16 protein-coding genes, 1 tRNA gene and 1 pseudogene are annotated in these 20,096 nt (G+C 41.5%); 9 read left to right on the top strand and 9 right to left on the bottom strand.

Annotated features, from left to right (window positions below; all coding sequences use genetic code 11):
• The first annotated feature begins 55 nt into the window (after nt 1-55).
• The 3 genes from IPN35_05290 to IPN35_05280 all read left to right on the top strand — a co-directional run bounded on the left by IPN35_05290 (nt 56) and on the right by IPN35_05280 (nt 3,306).
• Complete coding sequence (locus tag IPN35_05290) at nt 56-2,209, top strand: ribonucleoside triphosphate reductase (protein ID QQS58969.1); 2,154 nt, start codon at nt 56-58, stop codon at nt 2,207-2,209.
• Nucleotides 2,210-2,360: 151 nt separating this feature from the next.
• Nucleotides 2,361-3,008, top strand: a complete 648-nt coding sequence (locus IPN35_05285; GenBank protein QQS58968.1) for a hypothetical protein — start codon at nt 2,361-2,363, stop codon at nt 3,006-3,008.
• A 79-nt stretch (nt 3,009-3,087) separates the two neighbouring features.
• Nucleotides 3,088-3,306: a ribonucleoside-triphosphate reductase gene (locus IPN35_05280; GenBank protein QQS58967.1), complete on the top strand. Its 219-nt coding sequence runs from the start codon at nt 3,088-3,090 to the stop codon at nt 3,304-3,306.
• A gap of 25 nt (nt 3,307-3,331) precedes the next feature.
• Here the strand turns inward: IPN35_05280 and IPN35_05275 are convergent, their stop codons facing one another.
• Both IPN35_05275 and IPN35_05270 read right to left on the bottom strand, forming a co-directional pair.
• Nucleotides 3,332-4,081 carry a hypothetical protein gene (locus IPN35_05275; protein QQS58966.1) on the bottom strand — a complete coding sequence of 250 codons (750 nt, stop codon included), beginning with the start codon at nt 4,079-4,081 and terminating at the stop codon, nt 3,332-3,334.
• Nucleotides 4,082-4,170: 89 nt separating this feature from the next.
• Nucleotides 4,171-4,247 (bottom strand) — tRNA-His (locus IPN35_05270).
• 144 nt (nt 4,248-4,391) lie between these two features.
• On the opposite strand from IPN35_05270, the gene uvrB reads away from it, so the two are divergent.
• Nucleotides 4,392-6,437: an excinuclease ABC subunit UvrB gene (uvrB, locus tag IPN35_05265; GenBank protein QQS58965.1), complete on the top strand. Its 2,046-nt coding sequence runs from the start codon at nt 4,392-4,394 to the stop codon at nt 6,435-6,437.
• A gap of 3 nt (nt 6,438-6,440) precedes the next feature.
• Here uvrB and guaA read toward each other — a convergent pair whose 3' ends face one another.
• Nucleotides 6,441-8,237, bottom strand: coding sequence for a glutamine-hydrolyzing GMP synthase (gene guaA, locus IPN35_05260; GenBank protein ID QQS58964.1), 1,797 nt, complete (start codon nt 8,235-8,237; stop codon nt 6,441-6,443).
• A gap of 65 nt (nt 8,238-8,302) precedes the next feature.
• Nucleotides 8,303-9,820, bottom strand: a complete 1,518-nt coding sequence (locus IPN35_05255) for an O-antigen ligase family protein (GenBank protein ID QQS58963.1) — start codon at nt 9,818-9,820, stop codon at nt 8,303-8,305.
• Between the two features lie 229 nt (nt 9,821-10,049).
• Between IPN35_05255 and IPN35_05250 the strand changes: the two genes are divergently transcribed.
• Together IPN35_05250 and IPN35_05245 are read left to right on the top strand one after the other, a co-directional pair.
• Nucleotides 10,050-10,886 (top strand): ABC transporter ATP-binding protein, encoded by an 837-nt coding sequence (locus IPN35_05250; GenBank protein QQS58962.1) that lies wholly within the window; start codon nt 10,050-10,052, stop codon nt 10,884-10,886.
• Nucleotides 10,887-10,902: 16 nt separating this feature from the next.
• Nucleotides 10,903-11,673: an ABC transporter permease gene (locus tag IPN35_05245; GenBank protein QQS58961.1), complete on the top strand. Its 771-nt coding sequence runs from the start codon at nt 10,903-10,905 to the stop codon at nt 11,671-11,673.
• Here IPN35_05245 and IPN35_05240 read toward each other — a convergent pair.
• The 3 genes and pseudogenes from IPN35_05240 to IPN35_05230 all read right to left on the bottom strand — a co-directional run bounded on the left by IPN35_05240 (nt 11,639) and on the right by IPN35_05230 (nt 12,896).
• Complete coding sequence (locus IPN35_05240) at nt 11,639-12,133, bottom strand: phosphatidylglycerophosphatase A (protein QQS58960.1); 495 nt, start codon at nt 12,131-12,133, stop codon at nt 11,639-11,641. The two genes, IPN35_05245 and IPN35_05240, sit on opposite strands and share 35 nt — an antisense overlap.
• A gap of 11 nt (nt 12,134-12,144) precedes the next feature.
• Nucleotides 12,145-12,552 (bottom strand): annotated as a pseudogene (locus tag IPN35_05235) (IS1595 family transposase).
• Nucleotides 12,459-12,896: a hypothetical protein gene (locus IPN35_05230; GenBank protein QQS58959.1), complete on the bottom strand. Its 438-nt coding sequence runs from the start codon at nt 12,894-12,896 to the stop codon at nt 12,459-12,461. The pseudogene IPN35_05235 and the gene IPN35_05230 overlap by 94 nt, the downstream one beginning before the upstream one ends.
• A gap of 46 nt (nt 12,897-12,942) precedes the next feature.
• Here IPN35_05230 and IPN35_05225 point away from each other — a divergent pair, with 46 nt between their 5' ends.
• Together IPN35_05225 and lgt are read left to right on the top strand one after the other, a co-directional pair.
• Entirely contained in the window at nt 12,943-15,630 is a 2,688-nt protein-coding gene (locus tag IPN35_05225) for a septal ring lytic transglycosylase RlpA family protein (GenBank protein ID QQS58958.1), read from the top strand.
• 97 nt (nt 15,631-15,727) lie between these two features.
• Nucleotides 15,728-16,576, top strand: a complete 849-nt coding sequence (gene lgt / locus IPN35_05220; protein ID QQS58957.1) for a prolipoprotein diacylglyceryl transferase — start codon at nt 15,728-15,730, stop codon at nt 16,574-16,576.
• Here lgt and IPN35_05215 read toward each other — a convergent pair.
• Together IPN35_05215 and IPN35_05210 are read right to left on the bottom strand one after the other, a co-directional pair.
• Nucleotides 16,506-17,531 carry a tRNA-dihydrouridine synthase gene (locus tag IPN35_05215; protein QQS58956.1) on the bottom strand — a complete coding sequence of 342 codons (1,026 nt, stop codon included), beginning with the start codon at nt 17,529-17,531 and terminating at the stop codon, nt 16,506-16,508. The genes lgt and IPN35_05215 overlap by 71 nt on opposite strands.
• Nucleotides 17,528-18,220 (bottom strand): hypothetical protein, encoded by a 693-nt coding sequence (locus IPN35_05210; GenBank protein QQS58955.1) that lies wholly within the window; start codon nt 18,218-18,220, stop codon nt 17,528-17,530. Before IPN35_05210 ends, IPN35_05215 begins: the two co-directional genes overlap by 4 nt.
• A 61-nt stretch (nt 18,221-18,281) precedes the next feature.
• Here IPN35_05210 and IPN35_05205 point away from each other — a divergent pair, with 61 nt between their 5' ends.
• Entirely contained in the window at nt 18,282-20,066 is a 1,785-nt protein-coding gene (locus IPN35_05205) for a hypothetical protein (GenBank protein QQS58954.1), read from the top strand.
• Nucleotides 20,067-20,096: the final 30 nt, after the last annotated feature.

The following is a 20,096-nucleotide window of genomic DNA, read 5'->3' as shown; positions in this document are numbered from 1 at the left end:
TGCTTTCCCCCTTTAGACACAATATATTGACCATTAGTGAAATAAAAACCACAACATGTGGTGTTTTCTTATTTTCTCTTCTTCTCTCATGTCCATCTCTAAAATTCAAAAACGCAATGGTGCTATTGTTGATTTTCACCCAGAAAAAATTCGAGGTGCCATTTATTCCGCCGCAAAAAGTGTTGGAGGGCATGATGAGCCAACTTCTCAGGATCTTACAAAAAAGGTAGTTGTGCTTTTGGAAACGCTTTTTAGAGACACCATTCCTACAGTGGAGCAAGCACAAGATGCTGTGGAAAAAGTTCTCATTGAAGAGGGGCATGCACAAACCGCAAAGGCATATATTCTCTACCGTGAACGCCGAAGCGAAATGCGAGAAGATCGGGCTGTAGTGGTAGAAGTAGAAAAAACTATTGGCGAATATCTCAATCAGCTCGACTGGCGTGTAAATGCCAATTCAAATCAGGGGTACAGCTTGGGCGGAATGATTTTAAATACTGCCGGAAAAATAACGGCAAATTATTGGCTGAGCCATATTTACCCGCGAAATGTAGGAGATGCACACCGAAATGGTGATTATCATATTCACGATTTAGATATGTTTTCTGGATACTGCGCTGGGTGGTCACTTCGGGCACTTTTAGAAGAAGGATTCAACGGTGTTCCCGGAAAAACCGAATCGCTTCCACCACGAAATCTGAGCAGTGCCGTTTCACAAATGGTGAATTTTCTCGGAACCCTTCAAAATGAGTGGGCAGGCGCACAAGCCTTTTCGAGTTTCGACACGTACCTTGCGCCATTTGTCAAAAAGTATGCACTCGAAGTGGAGCGAGATTTACAAGAAAGCGGTGCTTCATTTGCAACTGAAGAAGAAAAAGAAAAATATATCGATCACAAAACCTATCAATACGTTCATCAGAATATTCAGTCATTTGTGTTCAACCTCAATGTTCCAAGTCGCTGGGGAACACAAACGCCTTTTACGAATATTACCCTCGATTGGGTGTGTCCCGAAGATCTCCGTGAAAAACGACTAAAACTTGGTGGGGAATTTTTCGCTTATCCGTTTGGAGAGCTCGAAAAAGAAATGGGGATTATTAATCGAACGTATATTGAAGTTATGACCGCAGGGGACGCCAAGGGACGAGTATTTACTTTCCCGATTCCCACCTACAATATGACGCCAGATTTTGACTGGCATGGACCAAACACAGACCTCCTTTTTGAGATGACGGCAAAATACGGTATGCCGTATTTTCAGAATTTTTTGAACTCCGACCTCAAGCCAAATCACGTGCGCTCTATGTGTTGTCGATTACAACTTGATCTTAATGAACTTCTCAAGCGCGGAAATGGACTTTTTGGATCCGCAGAAATGACGGGCTCCATTGGTGTAGTGACGATTAATTCTGCTCGTATTGGCTACACAAAAAAAGGAGATAAAGATGCTTTTCTTGAGCGCCTTGGGTATCTTATGGAGCTCGCAAAAATATCACTTGAAATCAAACGAGAAGAAATTCAAAAGTGGATGGATCGCGGACTCTTCCCTTTTACAAAAAGATACTTAGGAAGCCTAAGAAACCACTTCTCCACGATTGGTATAAATGGAGTAAATGAGGCGATTCTCAATTTTACAGATGGAGTACACGATATTTCTGATGAGTGGGGGCAAAACTTTGCGGAAGAAATCCTTCTTTTTATGCGGGAAAAACTTACGGAATATCAGAACGAAACGGGAAATATGTACAATTTAGAGGCAACTCCAGCAGAAGGAACCACATACCGTCTTGCAAAAGAAGATAAAAAACGATTTCCCGATATTCTACAAAGCGGAACAGAAGAAGCGCCGTATTACACCAATTCTTCTCAGCTTCCCGTGGAATACACGGACGATGCATTTGAAGCCCTCTTTCTACAAGACCGACTTCAAACGCTCTATACAGGAGGAACTGTTTTACACCTTTATATGGGAGAGCGTATTACGGATGCGGAATCTTGCCGAAATCTTGTGAAAAAAGTCCTCACTCAATTTCGTTTGCCGTACATTACCATTACGCCGACGTTTTCCATTTGTCCAAAACACGGCTATCTCGCTGGGGAACATGAGTTTTGCCCAAGGTGTGATGAAGAAATTGGGTACGCAGGAGAGAATGAGGGAGGGGGTACAAAGGAGCGATATGTTTCTGAGCGAGCAAAAGCGATGGTGTAGCTTTTTTGTGTCATTCTGAGAGGCAAGAATAACATTCCTTCAGAACAACTGAACTAAAAACTGTACATTTGGTATGAAAGTCCCCTCCCAAATTTTGCTAAACAGGTTGAAGCAAGAACAAACGAGTTAAATTATAAAATTTTACAAAGATATGTTAACGACTCAAAACAATAATCATACTTTTAAAAAATCAGCTCAATACAGAAAGTGGCTAAAACTTTATCGTCCACAGTTTGACGCGATCAATAATTTTCATATTTTTATTGATAAATGTGTGAAGGCAGACAATCGTGTGAATATGATTTTAAATAGAGGTGAAAGATTGATTAAACTCGCAGATAAAAGTCGTTTTTCATCCTTAAAAATATTTTTTTTATTAGTTTGTGTAGAATCTATTATGAGAATTAGTGATGGTAAAGAATATAAAATAGGAATATCTCAAAAGAGTATTGTAAATTTTTGTGAATCTAACTTCTGTGAAGGTGATAAAAAATTTTTTGAAAATAGTTTTAAAAATTTACTTTGTAAAAATTGTGATAATGAGAATTTATCATTTGAAGAAATAATAAAATATTTTTATAAGATCCGATGTAAATTGGTACATAACGGTAAGTATTGGGGTTTTTGTTGGGGTGGAGACAGGGTAGATTCGGTAAATTCTTGCTATTATGAAAATGAAGAAGGAATAAAAAAAGATTATCTTGTCGTAAAGTCTGGAGTTGGCTATCAGCAAATTAAAGTCGCATTTGTTCGAGCAATTATAAATGCTGTGAATAATCTTTTCTCTTCCAAAAGGTAATCCCCTTTGATAAACCAAGGGCATTCGGAGTCCGTTTTTCAAAATAGCTCACAAAGTCAATTTTCTTTTTCCCTCTCTTATGACCCCCGTTGCTACTGCCGCTCCTGTTCAAGTGGAATCTCTTCCTAAAAAAGAAGACCTTAATAAAAAACGTACCAAGTGTGAAGTGTGGACACGCGTTATGGGCTATCATCGTCCAGTGCAAAACTTTAATATCGGAAAAAAATCGGAGCACTACAGCCGAAATCACTTTTGTGAAAACAAAACAAGCAGTTCGTGTTTTTGTGAAAGCGTGTAGTTTGAGATATCATAAAACAACTGTATTACGGAGCTATTTCTCCTAAAGAACTCTCAGTAGAAACATCTGCTTCAGAGTTCTCTAATACAGAATTTTCTTCCGAATCATTCTCGTCAGAATTGGAAATACATCGAACTTGGGGAGGGTAGCTCTCGAGAATAGTACATTCTGCTTTAGCATCGCACGAAGCACACGCAGTAGCTTCATCTGGAACACAAGTGGGAATTTCTTTTTCGGGGAGTACTACACAAATTCCTGTTTGGCAGGGGGTAAGTGCATCACAAAAGACAGTTGCTTGAGAATCTATCTCTTCTTCTGTAATTCCCTCTTCTACCGGTAATTCTCCCTCAGCATTTACGGACTCATCCATCTCCTTGCATTCTGGAACCATACCAGAGGAAAATCCGTAGAGATTTATGGACTCACAATTTATTTCAGATTCGTCTGAAGCCACAAGTCGCCACTCCCCTGATATTTGTGCGGCAAGAAAGATTTTTTGTTTTCCATTAATAACATATTCTCCACGCATCAATGTCTTTTCTTTCTTTTTTTGAAGAAGAGTAATAGACGACTCATCAATATCATATTTTTTGGCAAGAAGTGTTAAAACCTCTTCCGATTCTGTCTCTGGTGTGGTTTCTAAAACGTCATTCTGTTCCTCCTGATTATTCTCTAGCGGAGCATCAGTGTGTTTTGAGCATCCTTCTAAAGACATAACAAGAAGAAGGCTTGCAATAAGGAAAACAACTTTTGCATGTAAAGTTTTTATGAGCACTGTGCGTTCATTAAAGAAATATTCACAGAGACCTTACCATTACTTGGCAATGTTCTCCAGTTATTGTGTATATGCATATATTATTTTCATGGGGCGAACGATGGGTTTCGAACCCACGACCTCCAGAGCCACAATCTGGCGCTCTAACCAACTGAGCTACGTTCGCCACAAAAACCGTTCCGCTCTGCTCTTTCGCAAAAAGCGTGAGGCAAGTATCCGTCGAAATCAGAAAAAAATCAACCCCTGTCATACTCCTCTTTTTGTATTCTTCTCAAAAAAAAGATACAGTGAAATACCTCTTCTTTTTGATATGTCCAATTCCGTGCGTTTTGAACTGATTTCAGAATTCCAACCTGCGGGTGATCAGCCGCGTGCGATAGCAGAAATGACCAACCGCATTCTTTCTGGTGCTCGTCATCAAACACTTCTTGGCGCTACTGGAACCGGAAAAACATTTACTATGGCAAATATTGTGGCGAATGTGCAGAAGCCAACATTGGTCATCGCTCACAATAAAACTCTTGCCGCCCAGCTTTGTTCAGAGTTTCAGGAATTTTTTCCGAATAATGCCGTAAGTTACTTTGTGAGTTATTACGATTATTATCAGCCGGAGGCATATTTGCCAAAAACCGATACCTACATTGAAAAAGAAGCAACCATTAATGAAGAGATCAATCGATTTCGCCATGCCGCCACGTTTAACTTGCTCACAAGGAAAGATGTACTCATTGTGGCGAGCGTCAGCTGTATTTACGGACTTGGCGATGTAGAAAGTTATGAGGCACTCGCGATAAAAGTAAAACGAGGAGAAATAATGAAACGAGATAAATTCCTTCGAAAACTTGCGGATATTCAGTATTCACGAGTACACATGGACTTTAAACCCGGTATGTTCCATGTACTTGGTGATGTGGTGGAAATTCTCCCTCCGAGTTCGGAAAATGCTTTTCGTATTGAATTTTTTGGGGATGAGGTGGAAACCCTTTCAGAAATAGATAGTTTTACGGGAGAGGTGTTGAACGATTTAGAGGAAGTGGTTCTCTTTCCGGCAAAACACAATGTTTCCACAGAAGAAAAGGTGCAAAAGGCAATTGCTGGAATTTCTCGCGATCTTGATATTCGCGAAAAAGAAATGCGAGATGCTGGGAAAACACTTGAAGCACATAGGCTTCGCACCCGAACGGAATACGATTTAGAGCTTCTCCGTGAAGTTGGCTATGTGAACGGAATTGAAAACTACACACGATACTTGAGTGACCGAGCGGAGGGTGATCCTCCTGCGACACTTCTTGAATATTTTCCGGATGACTTTCTCGTTATTGTAGATGAGTCGCACATGACTATTCCACAAATTGGCGCTATGCATGAGGGAAATCTTTCGCGCAAAAAAATGCTTGTTGAACACGGATTTCGTCTTCCAAGCGCCATGGATAATCGTCCACTTAAGTTTTCTGAATTTGAAAGTCTGGCTCCACAAATGATTTGTGTTTCTGCTACTCCTGGAAAATATGAATTTGAAAAATGTGCGAGTATGCAAAAAGATGCATATTACCAACATATTGCTGAGGCGATTCGGAATGAAACGATTCCAGAGATTCCAAAGAACTTTTCTGAGCAAATTATTCGCCCAACAGGACTTCTCGATCCGACTATTGAGATCCGTTCTACCAAACACCAGGTCGATGATATTCTTGAGGAGATTCGAATCCGAAAGAAAAAAGGAGAACGAGCACTCGTAACCACACTGACTAAAAAATCCGCAGAAAACCTAACAAATTATCTGAGAGATGCAGGAGTTTCTGTAAAATACCTCCATTCGGATGTAGAAACCCTAGAGCGTATTGAGATTATCCGTGAACTTCGTGAAGGTAGCATTGATGTGATCGTGGGGATAAACCTTCTTCGAGAAGGACTCGATATTCCCGAAGTTTCACTCGTGGCAATTTTAGATGCCGACAAAGAAGGGTTTCTCCGAAGTAGGGATGCCCTTATTCAAACCATGGGGCGCGCCGCACGAAATTCCGAAGGAAAGGCTATTCTTTTTGCCGACAGGGAAACAGAGGCAATGAAACAGGCCATTGCTGAAACCACTCGTCGTCGATTGGCGCAAGAGGCGTTTAATAAAAAGCATGGTATTACCCCACAAACCATAAAAAAGAAGATTAAAGACATTGCTCCATCTCTGGGAAACACTATAGAAGGGCATAATACCAAGAAGATTCGAAAAGACCGAGTGAAAGATTTTATTCGAGAGCTCGAAGCAAAAATGGAAATCGCTGTACAGAATTTGGAATTTGAAAAAGCGGCAGATTTACGAGATGAAATCGAAATGCTTAAAGATCAAGCCTTAAAATAGGAATTATTCCCACTCAATCGTTCCGGGCGGTTTGCTAGTGAGATCCAAAAATACTGCACTAATTTCTGGAATTTCCAAAAGACAATTCGCCATTTTTTGGAGCACCTCTTTCGAAAATAGAACGGCTGTTGCGGTCATGGCATTTTCGCTCTGAATGGGGCGCAAAATAATCGATTCCGTATCGGGAGAAATGCCAATCGGAGCAAGTACTACCGGAAATTGCCATACAGAATTTTGCAATCCCTCTTCATCTAAAATAGTTCGAATAATGGCATCTGCTTCTTGTAAAATTGCGATTCGTTCTCGAATCATTTCTGCAGGAAATCGAGAGAACACCTTTTCTGGCATACTATTTTGCGAAAGGCAGAGGAGTGTACGGTTGATTTCTGGAAAAGAATTGGGAATTTCGGATGCTAAGCTAAGCTGATGATTATGGAAGAATTCCGACGAAAATAGTGCCACCGGATGTCGATAGCTTCGGGCATCACCCTGAACTCCCACAGATTGCACGGGAAGTACTTTTGCAGAAATGGAATATTGCTCTGCGATATTTTTTTCAATTTCTTCCGCATGAAAAAGTGGTGAATCTGTTTTTCCGCAGAGAATACGAACTCCAAGCCCTGGTCCGGGAAAAGGGTGTCGAGAAATCATTTTTTCGGGAAGTCCAATTTTGCGCCCTATCTCTCGAACCTCATCTTTGTAGAGATCAATAAGTGGTTCAATCACTCGTCCTTCTGTAATCATTCGTTCAATTTCTGGAACACGGTTGTGATGGGTTTTAATTTTACTTGCGTGTTCACTTCCTCCGGTTTCGATGTGATCGGGATAAATCGTTCCCTGCCCAAGTATCCAGTGATCTCCTTCTATTCCCAACTTTTTTGTCCATTTCTGCTGAACGGCAAGAAATGCATTTCCAATGCGCTTTCGTTTTTCTTCTGGATCAGTTACTCCACGGAGTTCTTCCAGAAAAAATTCCTCCTCATGCGCCACAAAAAGACCAGAAAATCCGTGCTCGAGAAGCATTTTTTCCACTTCATCTGCTTCATTTTTACGAAGCAGTCCATGATCAACAAAAAGTCCGCGCACACGTTCTGCCCCAAGCGCTTTTACGAGAAGTGCAAATGCAACAGAAGAATCAACGCCACCAGAAACAAGGAGAAACACGTTTCGGTCTCCTACTTGTTCTCGAGTACGGGTGAGAATATGCTCAAGTGCATCCGATAAATTCCAGCCTCCTTCTGCGCTACAAAATCGAATAAAGTTCTGAAGAATGGTCATACCATATTCCGTATGCGTTACCTCTGGATGAAATTGTATGGAAAAAATCTTCTGCGATAAATTTTCAAATGCGGCAATGGGACACACGGAGGTGAAGCCATTTTGACGGAATTCTTCTGGCAACGCCGTTATAGAATCGCCGTGGTTCATCCATACAATCGACTCCTCTGGAACTCCTTCAAAAAGCACTCCGTTCTCATGAGAAAAACGAGCTTTCCCAAATTCTTTTTGGAGCGATTCAATATGTCCACCAAAATGATGCGCAATGAGTTGATGCCCATAGCAAATACCGAGCATGGGAATACCAAGGTCAAAAATTTTTGGATCAGGTTGTGGAGAGTTTTTTTCAAAAACCGATTGTGGACCTCCCGAGAGAATGATGCCACACGGGTTCAGTTTTTGGATTTCGCTTGCCAACGTCTTCACAGGAAGGATTTCGGAATAGGCAGAGAGCCGTCGCACACGATTTCCGATGAGATGAGCAAATTGACTGCCAAAATCGAGAATAACAATGGGGCGCACTTATTTTTGGAAAAGTGATGAGAGTATGTCACAACGCGCTCTTTATTGCCACTCCTCACGATATATCATGAATTTCGGTGAAAGAGTTCTGTAATTTTTCCAAAAATACGTTGAAAAAACGATGGCTCTTCTTGAGAAGCAAGTCCTACCGCGGCGAGAATGGCAAAGGAATAGGAAACGACAGAGGATTCCCATGTATGAAGAAAGCATGCCGCCGCAGAAATGCCAATAAGCGAAAAGAGCATGGCGCGCGCTAAATCATTTTTTGCGAGAAAAAGAGATCGTCCCAAAAGGATGAGAATAATGAGAAAAAGCGCAAGACCTAAAAATCCAGATTCAAGCCCAACTTGTAAGTACCAGCTCTCTGGTAAAAATCCTGTTTCTCCAAGATTGGCAAACCGAGCACTCGCTGGACCAGCGTCTCCAAGCCCCAGACCCAATGGATACTGAAGCATATATTCCGCACCATCCTTCCAACGCTCCCAATGTCCCTGACTGCTACTCGGACGAAGAAGGATATTCCAAAAAAAGGTATCGAAAAAAAATCGAACTGCAACAAGCCAAGAGAGGAGAAAGGTGAAAACAAGTCCCATCCCCTGAAAAAACCATCTTTTCTTTAGGTTTCCAATGGTAAGAACAATGAGCGATATAATAGATATACTGGCAAATGCAAGTGAGACCGGCTTCCATGCATCCCAAGGGGTAATGGAAAATATAGGAGCGAAAAGAGCAGTAGTACCAAGTCCAAATAGAGAAAGCGCACCCGTTGCCACCAGTGGGCGATGTGCCTGAAGCACAAATACTCCTGCTAACATGGCGATCACCCCAATCCACGCTGATCGCGACCACGTCATGAGAAAAACAAAGGCTCCTCCTAGCAGAACAATGCCGAGAAAAAATCGTTCCACGGAATATATTTCTGCTTTTCGGAGACGCATCCACAGGAGAGGAAAAAGGAGCAAAAGATATGCTCCCAGTTGATTTGGACCCGAAAGGGTTGATTGTATCCGACAAAACTCCTCACGAGTTATAGAATTTTCAATTTTATGACAGTATGAAATGGCTCCATCTGGATGAATATTTCCATATTCTGGACTATATCCGAACTGGACAAGAAAATTTTCCGGAAGAATAGTGATCTGAAGTATTCCAAATACAACAACAATGACTCCAGAGGTAAGCGCAATATTTTCCAGAATATTTCGTTCAACAGTACGAATGGGAATCCACGAAAGAACAACAAGAATCAGAAGAAAAAAGAGCCCATATTTTGCTCCAAGAGCTATTTGTGGAATATTTTCAGGAAAACCAGTTCCAGTAAAAAGTACTCCTGTTATAAGAGAGAGAAGTGCAAAAAAGAAGACGACGAGAGAAAGAGCGTTCCACTTTTGAAAAAACTCTTTTCGAGAGAGCACGAAAAAAAAAGAGAGTGTCATCGCTACGACGAGCAACACTTCTTTCCAGATTCGGAAGAGAACAAAGGAGTTTGAAGAAGTGTTTCCTTCGAGAGCAGTAATGAGAAACGGATGAAACGGTAGGAGTGCCAAAAGAACTCCAAGGAGGATAACAATTGTTTTTCGCACGAAATATTTGGGAGAAATACAGACTATATTTTTCCCCAAAAGAGAACGGTGAGCAAGTTTATGATGATTATTCAGCAATCATCATTTCCATGTTTTTCAGTTCAGTCTATAGTGACCTGTAAACGATCAACCATAAAAAGCACAAAAATATTCCTCTGGGAAAAGAAGCCTTTATTATTGCGCTTTTTCATTTTTTTTATCACCATCATTCAGCTTTTTGAGGGAGTTTATGCTTGCGCTTGTTTTTGAAAACGTTAGAAAGGAATATAAAGACCTTACTGCACTTTCTTCTGTTTCATTTTCCGTAAAAGAGGGGGAATTTTTTGCACTTCTCGGACAAAACGGGGCGGGAAAAACAACACTTATCAGTTGTCTCGCAGGGACGGCATGGCGATCTAGCGGAAGTATTTTAGTGCAAGGGGAAGACCCTGAAAAAAATCCAAACTTCACAAAAGCGCATCTTGGAATTGTTCCACAAGAAATTACGTTTGACCCCTTCTTTTCTCCGCTTGAAGCGCTTCGTATGCGTCGTGGATTTTTTGGACTTCGAAAAAACGACACATATCTCTTTTGGCTTTTGGAAAAACTATCACTCTTCGATAAGAAAGATGTAGAACCGCGTTGGCTTTCGGGCGGGATGAAACGTCGACTCATGATTGCCTTTGCTCTCGCACACGAGCCAAGAGTTCTCATTCTCGATGAACCGACTGCAGGGGTAGATGTAGAACTTCGCAAAAGTTTGTGGATTTTTCTGGAAGAACTTCGAAAAGAAAAGGGAATTACCATTCTTCTCACCACACATTATTTGGAAGAAGCAGAAGCTCTTGCTGATCGTATTGCTATTTTGCACAAAGGAAGCGTATTGGTGTGTGAAGAAAAGAAAAAGCTTCTTTCTCGCCGAAAACGGGTTCTCGAAATAGAAACTAATTCCGGAGAAATTAAGACATTTGAAATGGAAAAAGAAGACAATATTGTGGAAAAAATACAATCTTGCCCGAGTATTCGAGATATTCGTATTCGTGAACCAAAACTAGAGGAAGTTTTTCTAGAGATGACCCAATCTTAATTTTTCTTATTCGCTCATGCCTGCTACTCTCATTCGACTTTGGGCGCTCACCGAAAAAGAATGTCGCCGTTTCTTGCGGGTCTGGCTCCAAACGGTCATGTCTCCTGTTATAACAGCTATTCTTTATTTTGCCGTTTTTGGTGCCGCACTTTCTCCACATATTAGCGGATTCTCAAAGGTGTCATATCTCGCCTTTATTGTTCCCGGACTCATTCTTCTTCAGGCGACGAATAACGCATTTCAAAATCCATCAAGTTCCCTCATTATTGCGAAATATCACGGTAACATCGTCGATCTTCTCACAGCACCGCTGAGCGCACTTGAGAAAACACTAGGATACCTCTTTGGTGGCATTATTCGAGGAATGATGGTTTCTCTTGTTATTTGGGCGGTGGCGGCATTTTTTGTCCCTCACCTATTTCCAGAGCATCCTCTCCTTCTTTTGCTGATGCTTTTCTTGGCGAATGGAGTGTTTACGCTTCTTGGAACAATTGTTGGCATTTGGGGGAATACATTCGATCAAATTTCTGGATTCACCACATTCATTATTACACCAATGGGATTTTTGGGAGGCATCTTCTACTCTATTGAACTTCTGCCACCGCTTGCACGAACCCTTTCACTTGGAAACCCCTTCTTTTATTTTGCTGATGGTGCTCGTTGGGCATTTTTTGGAATAGCAGATGTCTCTCCAATCGCCTCCTTTTCGGTGTGTGGAGGAATGTTCCTTGTACTCTTTACTATTAATTGGTTTATGTTTGCGAAAGACTGGCGACTAAAAGAGTAGTACCAATAAGACAAATTGCCGCATATATTCCTGCGAAAACATCATCGAGAAGAACTGATATTGGGGTATTTTTTTGGTCAATAGTGCGGATTCCAAGCGGTTTTACTATGTCAAAAAACCGGAAAAATACAAATGTAACTCCTATCTCCCAGAGGAGTGGCATGCGGAAAATGACTATGGGAAAAATGGTTGTGAGCATGCCAAGGAGTTCATCTACAACAATAAAATGATGATCGACTTGTCCATCTTTTTTTTCTGCAGTGATAAGCGGAATGCTCACAAAAAAAAGGATTCCAAAAATAGAAAGAAGAAAAACTATCCTTAGAAAAAATGAATGAGGAAGAAGAGGAAAGCAGAAAAAAAAGAGTATCGTCGAAATAAGGCTTCCCAGTGTTCCGGGGAGAATAGGTGAGAATCCAACACCACCAAGAGAAAGAAAGACCATTCGAAAAATCTTCATTTGGGTCTAGACTAGTTAAGAGATTTTTTTCGTAATGTCTCCAATATTTTATCATAGAGTTTTTTATTCCGATAATTGAATCGGAATTCTGTTTCTTTCAGATGAAGAAAGAAGTTTTCTTTTTGTATTCCATTGAATTTCCTGAGCCTTCTTTTGGCATAACTCCAGAACGATTCGATGCCATTGATGTGCTTCTTTCCTCTCGCAAATTCATTCTTTCCGTGGTGTACTCGATAGTGCTTCTCGAATCCAAAATCCACCAGTCCGTCATATGCCTTCCAACCATCAGAATGGACATGAGAATCTGGCGACACTTTTCCCCTGATTATAGGAACCAGACTCTTTGCTTTCGCATCAGGAACAATCTGCGAATAGACTTTCCTTCCTCGTTTGAGAAACCCAAAGACGATTGTCTTTCCTCTTCGTCAAAATTCACTGACTCTTCAGGAGCAGGAATCAGTGTATTCGTTGTTGTCTCCTGTATCTTGCGGAAGCACTCACTTTTCCCTGCCCAGTTCAGTCCATAGTATTCTTCCTCTTCCGAAATCACCACTTCTTCTCCTAAAGTCTGGCGAAGAGCCTTTGGATCAAGTTTTCCTTCACGAAAAATTTCTGACATTTCGCTTTTGAGTATTGCCAAAATATTTTCCTGCGGATAAGAGAGCCTCCGCGCATGGGAAATGTTTTCATACTTTTTGTTCTTCGGAAAAAGACTGTCTTTGTAACCATAGCGAATTCTTTCGTTTTTCAAAAACAATGGCATTTTTTCCAAAAAAACAGATAAGCTTTCGAAAGCCTTTTTTATTCCCGTGAAATCTCCCACCACTCGCCTGCTCTTTTCCTCGGTTTTTGCTATTGGACTATTTTTTCCAAACCACGCTTTTGCTACTCGTTTTTTTACCGATATTCCTCCGACACACCCTGCTTTTGAAGCAATTTCGGAATTAGAAGAGCGAGGAGTTATTAATGGATTTTCTGATGGATCGTTTCGTCCAGATGCCACCATTACTCGTGCGGCGGCACTCAAAATTGTACTCCTTTCTGCTGGAGCAGAAATGAACGGTGTTGTTTCCATATCTCCGTTTCCAGATGTTCCCACTGGAGAATGGTTTGCTCCAATCGCTCGCAAGGGAAAAGAACTCGGCATTGTTCAGGGGGATGCCCAAGGGAATTTTCTCCCTTCTAAAAATGTTTCTCGCGCAGAAGCGCTTGCCATGCTCTTTCGTACTCAGGGAACCTCACTCGAAACACCAAACGAATCTCCATTTTCGGATGTTTCGCTCAGTGCTTGGTATGCGCCACATTTTGCAGAGGCGAAAAACCGAGGTCTTCTTTTGGGAAATACTGCGAATCCAGATGCCTTGCTCACCCGACAGGAACTTGCGGATTTAGCATTTCGGTTTTTTCAGCCAACATGGGAAGAAAGTGAACTTCGCGGACAGGCAAGTTATTACGGAAATGGACTGGAAGGTGGAGGAACAGCAAGTGGAGAAACATTTTCTAATGCGGAGTTTATGGCGGCGCATCGCACGCTTCCTTTTGGAACTCGTGTAAGAGTAATAGATCCAGATACGCTTGCTTCAGTGGTAGTTAAAATTGTTGACCGAGGTCCATTTGTTTCTGGAAGAGTAATAGATCTCTCACAAGCCGCTTTTCAGGTGCTTGCTCCTCTTTCACAAGGAGTAACAGATGTTAAACTCGAAGTGGTTCCCGAATCAACTCCCCTTGGTCAAACTCCCCCTTGTAATAATAGTATTGAGAAAGTGGAATTTCTTCCTGAGGATGCGTTTCCAGGAATAGAACTTCTTGGCAAAACACCGCGTTTTTTCCGTGCCGGCGAAGTAGTTCATATTGCAGGGAGATTTTCCGAACAAAATCCACCAGAAGAAATAACCGCCTTTTATGAAGAAGATGGTGTTCAACAAACCTTTCGGGGAGAAATAAGCGGAACAGTTTTTGCAGTAGATGTTTTTTTTCCTCATGCAGGTGATTTTTCTCTTGCCATTCTCCTTGGCGCATCTGGTTCCGCAAAAACTACTCCAGTAAATGTTGTTGAAGAAAACTGCCGTATATCGAATGAAGAAAATAAAAATGCCCCAACAAATCTTCGGTTTGAAATTCGAAACGGTTCCACTCATTTTCAGTGGGATGGCAACGGAAATAATCTCTTTCGGATAGAGTTTTCTCAAGGAAACAAAACCGTTTCATTTTTTCGATCAAAAGAACAAGAAATCCTTCCTCCTCCAATAGCACTTGCAGACTTTCAAGAAGGGTTTATTGATGTCCGTCTCTGGGGAGCACAGGCAGATGATTCGCTTCACCAAAAAGGAGGATGGTCGGCAAGCGAATCGCTTCATACTTACGCTGTAAAGCGAGTTTCCCGTGAATACAACAAGCTTAAAGATGTTCAACTTACCGAATCATTTTCTCTGGGAGAAAAAATTTCTCTTTCGGGAACGACCCCCTCTTCGCTTGAGCCGACAATTGCGATTGTTGATCCACTCGAAAATATTTTTGAGGAAAACCTTTCTTTTTCGGGGGAACACTTCTCTGCTTCATTTCAACCAAAATTTTCTGGTTCGTATCTTGTAGAAATCAATCGTGCAGATGCTCTTACACTTTTTGTGGGACTCGTTGTTCCAAAGGGTGTTGCCCCTCTGCTTCCTGATGGATTTGACCTTTTAATAGGACGCGAGAGCAAAGAAAATATTGAAGACATGCCCTCTATCATGCTCGGTATGCTCAATCGTGAGCGGCGAGATCGAGGCATACCAGAGCTTTCAGAAAATGATGCGCTTAATGAATTGGCACAATTTCGTGCCCAAGATATGTGTGACCGACAATATTTCTCTCATCAAGATCCAGATGGAAAACAGGCAGAAGACTATCGAGTGCTTTACGGAGTACAAACCACTGTCGGCGAAAATATCGCGAGAAACTCAAGCGTGTTTCTTGCTCATGAGGGACTTATGCGCTCACCTGCTCACCGAAAACTTATTATCGATACTTCCTATCGCCAAGTAGGGCTTGGGTTTTGTCGAGATACGAGTGATTCTGAAGGCATTATTATAGTGCAGATTTTTGGGGGAGATCCATACAACAAGGAAAAACTTTCGGAATGGCGAACGGAAATCCTTCGAGAAGCAAACGAGAAGCGACAACAAAGCCCTATTGTTCCAAATGCCATTCTTGAAGGGGTTGCTCAGCAGTGGGCAAATCGAATGTCCGAAAAAGATCTCTGGGGATTTTCGGATGGAGAAGATACGCTCGAAAAGTCACTCCGAGAAACCGGAATAAACGACTATGCACGCGGAATGGTGCTTCGCATTGGTTCGATAAGTCAGCTTTTTGGTCTTTTTTCTGAGAATGAAATTGATCTTGGAGAAGGAATTCAAGAAAATTTTCTCCTCGACACTCGTTTTGACAAAATGGGGATTGGTGTTGCGCAAAGTAAGACATGGGAAATCTTTGTAGTAATTCTTGCTACAGAATCGTAAGTCCCCATTTTATGCATGCTTCAGGTCAACTTTTTTCTGCGTTTGTTGTTTTTTCTGTTGGAGCCTAGAATGAAAAACGTATTTACACAGTGTCCCGATGCTTGAACAGATTGCTCACTTTTCTATTGGTCCCATAACGATCCACTTTTATGGGTTTATGTATGCGCTTGGAGCAGTAAATGCTTTTTTTCTTACGCGTTGGATTTTTCGGAAAAAAGGAGAATTCATTTCTTCAGAAGCAATGGGAGATCTTCTCTTTTGGACAATGCTTTTTGGAGTTCTCGGCGGAAGATTCTTTTATGCATTTGTGTATAATCCTTCATATTTTTTGGTACATCCGATTGATATAATCGCCTTCTGGAAATCGGGAGGAATTGCCGGCATGTCTATTCACGGAGGGCTTATCGGCGGAATGATGGGGCTTTGGTGGGGATGCCAAAAACAAAAGCTTTCATTTTGGCGTATGGCAGACCACTTTCTGCCTGCTATTGCCATTGGACTTGCTCTCGGAAGATTGGGCAACTTTGTCAATGGAGAGCTCGTGGGGCGCATAACAGAAGTTCCTTGGGGAATGGATTTTGGAGACGGGGAAAACCGACATCCGGCACAGCTCTATGCGGTGATGAAAGATGTTCTCCTTTGTGCAATTTTTCTTCCTCTTGTTTTTCATCTTCCTTCTGAAAAAAGGGAATCAGAGAAAGGTTCTCCACGAGAATTCATTCAGAAATCCCCCTTCGGAACACTCTCTGCACTTTTTTTGATGACACTTGCTGTCTTTCGGTTTATGGTAGAATTTTTTCGTGCGCCAGATGCGCATATCGGACTCCTCGCCGAAGGACTCAGTATAGGGCAATGGCTTTCAACTGGACTTTTTCTTACGGGAGGAATTCTGCTTTTGTTTCTTCAGATATTTTCTCCGAAGAAAGCCCCGAAGAAATCCGTGTAACAACACCTTCAATATCGTTGAGATTTTCAATACTCGTCATTTGTCCACGGAGTTCGCGCGCGCCCGAAAATCCTTTCGTGAATGAGAGGAGATGTTTACGAAATTCAAGCATGGCGCGTTTTTGTCCTTTTGTTTGAATAAGAATTTCTGCATGGCGCCGAATAATATTCCCCACTTCTTCTGGAGAAGGTGGTCTATAAGTCTCACCAGAAAGCGCGCACGCAACTTCTCGAAAAATCCAAGGATTTCCAAAGCTTCCCCGCCCAATCATTACACCATTTAGGTTTTTGATTTTTTGATGGGCATCTTCTCCTGAACGAATATCTCCATTGCCAAGAATGGGAATGTGAGGAAATGCCATTTTAAGCTCATAAATAGGATTCCAATCCGCACTTCCACTGAAAGATTGTTTGACGGTTCGCCCGTGAATAGTGAGCATTTCTGCACCAGCAGAAATAAGATTTTTTGCAAAATCAAGAAGGGTTTCCGAATTCTCCCACCCAAGCCTGGTTTTTACGGAAACAGGAATACGAACAGATTTTTTTATTGATGCGACAATCTCTGCGGCTAAACAAGGATTTCGAATAAGGTCAGACCCGTGTCCGCTCCCAATTACTTTTTTTGCTGGACAACCATAATTAATATCAATACCATCTGCCCCAAATTCCTCAATAAATTTTGCCGCTTCCGCGAATGCTTCTGGATTTTTTCCAAATACTTGCACAATGTAAGGGCGTTCTACTGCTGGATTAAACTCAATAATACGCGACATTTTTTTTGGAGCACGCGACAATCCATCCGCCGAAACAAATTCACAAAAAACAATCGATTTCGGTTCAATAATTTTGACAATTTGCCGATATGCCGAATCGGTGTACCCATCCATGGGAGCAAGTGCTACAAGAGGACCTTTTTGCGCCCACGTGTTCCAAGAAAAGGATGGTTTTTGATTCATGCAATTTCAGAAAAAAAGCATGTTTTTCCCTTTTTTATAATGGGGTTTTGAACATCGGTGTTATCAATAAGAACATCGGCTATTCCCCGAACATTGACGTTTTTAAGATAGAGTTTTTGTCCCGGAATATACCGATTTCTATACCTTTCAAGAATTTTTTGCTCTGCGCCAATGTATTCTTGTTCAGTGCTTCTTTGGAGTACTCTTCGGAGTGTTTCTTCAAAATCAACATCTAAAAATATCCTCATATCCCAATATTTCAGAAGTTCAGGTCGAAACAAAAAAACTCCGTCCATAACAAGGATGGTGTCAGGAGTGGATTGTTGAATGGGCGAATTGGTTTTTGAATTCGTTCGATAGTCAAAAGTTGATGTTCTATATTCTCCTACTCCCGAACGCAAGGGTTTGAGGAGTACTTCAGAAACCTCTCTATAGTTAAAAGAATCCGCATAGTATCCCTCTGGAGAATCTTTTCCTTTTTGATACCTCACGTGTTCGGGATTATGAAATCCATCAAGAGAAGCTCGTACGACTTTTTGATGTTTATTGCGAAGGTGTTCTGCAAGTTCATCGGCAAATATGCTTTTTCCAGATCCATCCACCCCGTCAATTCCCACGAAAAAAGGAGTGTCTGATCTGGCAGTCAATATTTTTTTCTTCAAAAACTGCAATAAATACTCTCTTGTCATTATGGGTTGGAAAATATGGGAAACAAGCGGTACAATACAAATACTCCCTTTCTTCATGCAAATGAAAAAATTCATCACCCTCCCCTTTTTCGTGATGGTATGCCTCTTCGCACCTTCTGCTTTTGCAGAAGATTGCACAGCACGTCTTTCAGAAAATGCCACAGAGGATAGTTGGCAACATCAGTATATGGTGCCAGATCAAGACGGTTTTGTCTGGCAGCGCGCCATTATTCAAAAACCAGAAGAAAAAATTACCCTAAAAGAGAGAGAACCTATTTTTATTAAGGGAATAGCCCAAGAAAATATGCCAGTGCAGATATATCTCTTCTCTGGAAATGGGCAGGATTCAGTTTCTCCTCCTTCAGAAAATGGGACATGTTTTTTGGAAAAAGCAGACAGTACCGGATTTTTTCAAGTGGAAATTCAGCCGGAATTTCTTTGGACACGCATGGGGAAAAATATGTACATCGATGCTTTTTACAAAACAGATGAAGATTGGGAAAGTAAAGCCTCCGAAGATAAGCAGGCATTTGGAATTGGAACGGGAAACACCATGAGAACAGTTTCTGTAGAAGCAGATCTGGGAGATACAGGAGCCTGTCCTGTGGTGTGTGATTTTGGAATTACCCTAGGAGCAGAACTTAATCCCGAAGACATCGATCACAAATTTATTGAGCAGAGTTTTTCAGGTATCGGCTATATGCCAGTCACCATTGGGAGGAAACCGGGGGAGAATACGTTTTACGGAAAAACTGAATATGAAAATGCGGATCCTTATGCCCTTCAGAATATTAGTGTTCAGGCGGTACTTTCTGAAGGAATAAAGAGGTCTCTTCTCGGAAACAGAAATGTTGGCGGAGAAGAGCCAGCACTTCAGAAAAAAGATATAGAGGATCCAGATACCATAAAAAAAGTACTAAGTGATGAGAGCACATATTCCGAACCCACAAAGAGCATCTTAGCGTTAATAAAAACAATGCTTACGGAAGACAAAGATAAAACAGAACGAACGGAACTCGCAAAACAAATTCTTCATCTACTCGGGGTGGATGCACTCAAAGAACCGGGTTCCCAAGAAGCACTCCAAAAGAGTATGCTTGAGCTCTTCCCAAAACAGACGAATGAGGAAGAGTGGAGTGCCGATTTTGTGAAGCTTCTCAAATTTTGGACAAGCTCCACAAAGCCAAATGAGTGTCTTGTTGCCGATGATGAACACTACTATTACAACTTTTCCCACGTGGGAAGTGTGGGGTTTAGAAATTTTAATAATGGCTTCGATTTATGCGATTTTATTTTTGTAGAGGGAATTGATCCAATACTTCTGGTAACCAACCAATCGATACAAACACTTCGTCCCATTTTTCACGAAAGTGTACACATGAGTCTTGCAAATCGATTTTTTACTAATGGAAATGCATGGAAATTTTCTCCAGAAGAAAAGAAGACTGTACAGTACGGATACCAACTAAGAGGGAAAACTTCATCAGAAAGCGTAATGAGCTCCTGTGTTCAGGGGGGAGAGGTCTCAGAACTTCTCAGTGTTCTTTCAAATTCTTTTGTGCTTTCTGATGCAGAGCAAAAAATTCTCAAAGATGAACTCCTCGCACTAACGCCAAATGCGGATGTGTCTTACCTTCTTGAGCTTCAGGATCCAAAAAGTATAGCAGAGCTTTTCTCGTGGGAAGGCAATGGGTTGCCACTAAAGGTGCTCCAGTTCTTTTTCCGTGTCACACCAAATGCCTGCTCATCGCCAAAAGTAGGAGAAATAACAGACTCCGCACAAAACTTTTGGGAACCACTTCATACCGAAAGAGACGCATTTGAAGCAGGGATTTTTACAGAGTAAGAAGTGGTTCAAGACAGGGTGGTGAGGTAC

Source organism: Candidatus Peregrinibacteria bacterium (assembly GCA_016699755.1).
Taxonomy (GTDB): Bacteria; Patescibacteriota; Gracilibacteria; order CAIRYL01.
The sequence above is the reverse complement of the archived record's forward strand: the minus strand, read 5'-3'. Positions and strand labels throughout refer to the sequence as shown.

Bases quoted from the DNA above. Each gene is read 5' to 3' on its own strand.
- IPN35_05285 (QQS58968.1), top strand. From the start codon at position 2,361: ATGTTAACGACTCAAAACAATAATCATACTTTTAAAAAATCAGCTCAA.
- IPN35_05210 (QQS58955.1), bottom strand. From the start codon at position 18,220: ATGACAAGAGAGTATTTATTGCAGTTTTTGAAGAAAAAAATATTGACT.
- IPN35_05205 (QQS58954.1), top strand. From the start codon at position 18,282: ATGAAAAAATTCATCACCCTCCCCTTTTTCGTGATGGTATGCCTCTTC.
- IPN35_05230 (QQS58959.1), bottom strand. From the start codon at position 12,896: ATGCCATTGTTTTTGAAAAACGAAAGAATTCGCTATGGTTACAAAGAC.
- lgt (QQS58957.1), top strand. From the start codon at position 15,728: ATGCTTGAACAGATTGCTCACTTTTCTATTGGTCCCATAACGATCCAC.
- IPN35_05290 (QQS58969.1), top strand. From the start codon at position 56: ATGTGGTGTTTTCTTATTTTCTCTTCTTCTCTCATGTCCATCTCTAAA.
- IPN35_05215 (QQS58956.1), bottom strand. From the start codon at position 17,531: ATGAATCAAAAACCATCCTTTTCTTGGAACACGTGGGCGCAAAAAGGT.
- IPN35_05240 (QQS58960.1), bottom strand. From the start codon at position 12,133: ATGAAGATTTTTCGAATGGTCTTTCTTTCTCTTGGTGGTGTTGGATTC.
- IPN35_05250 (QQS58962.1), top strand. From the start codon at position 10,050: ATGCTTGCGCTTGTTTTTGAAAACGTTAGAAAGGAATATAAAGACCTT.
- IPN35_05245 (QQS58961.1), top strand. From the start codon at position 10,903: ATGCCTGCTACTCTCATTCGACTTTGGGCGCTCACCGAAAAAGAATGT.
- IPN35_05280 (QQS58967.1), top strand. From the start codon at position 3,088: ATGACCCCCGTTGCTACTGCCGCTCCTGTTCAAGTGGAATCTCTTCCT.
- uvrB (QQS58965.1), top strand. From the start codon at position 4,392: ATGTCCAATTCCGTGCGTTTTGAACTGATTTCAGAATTCCAACCTGCG.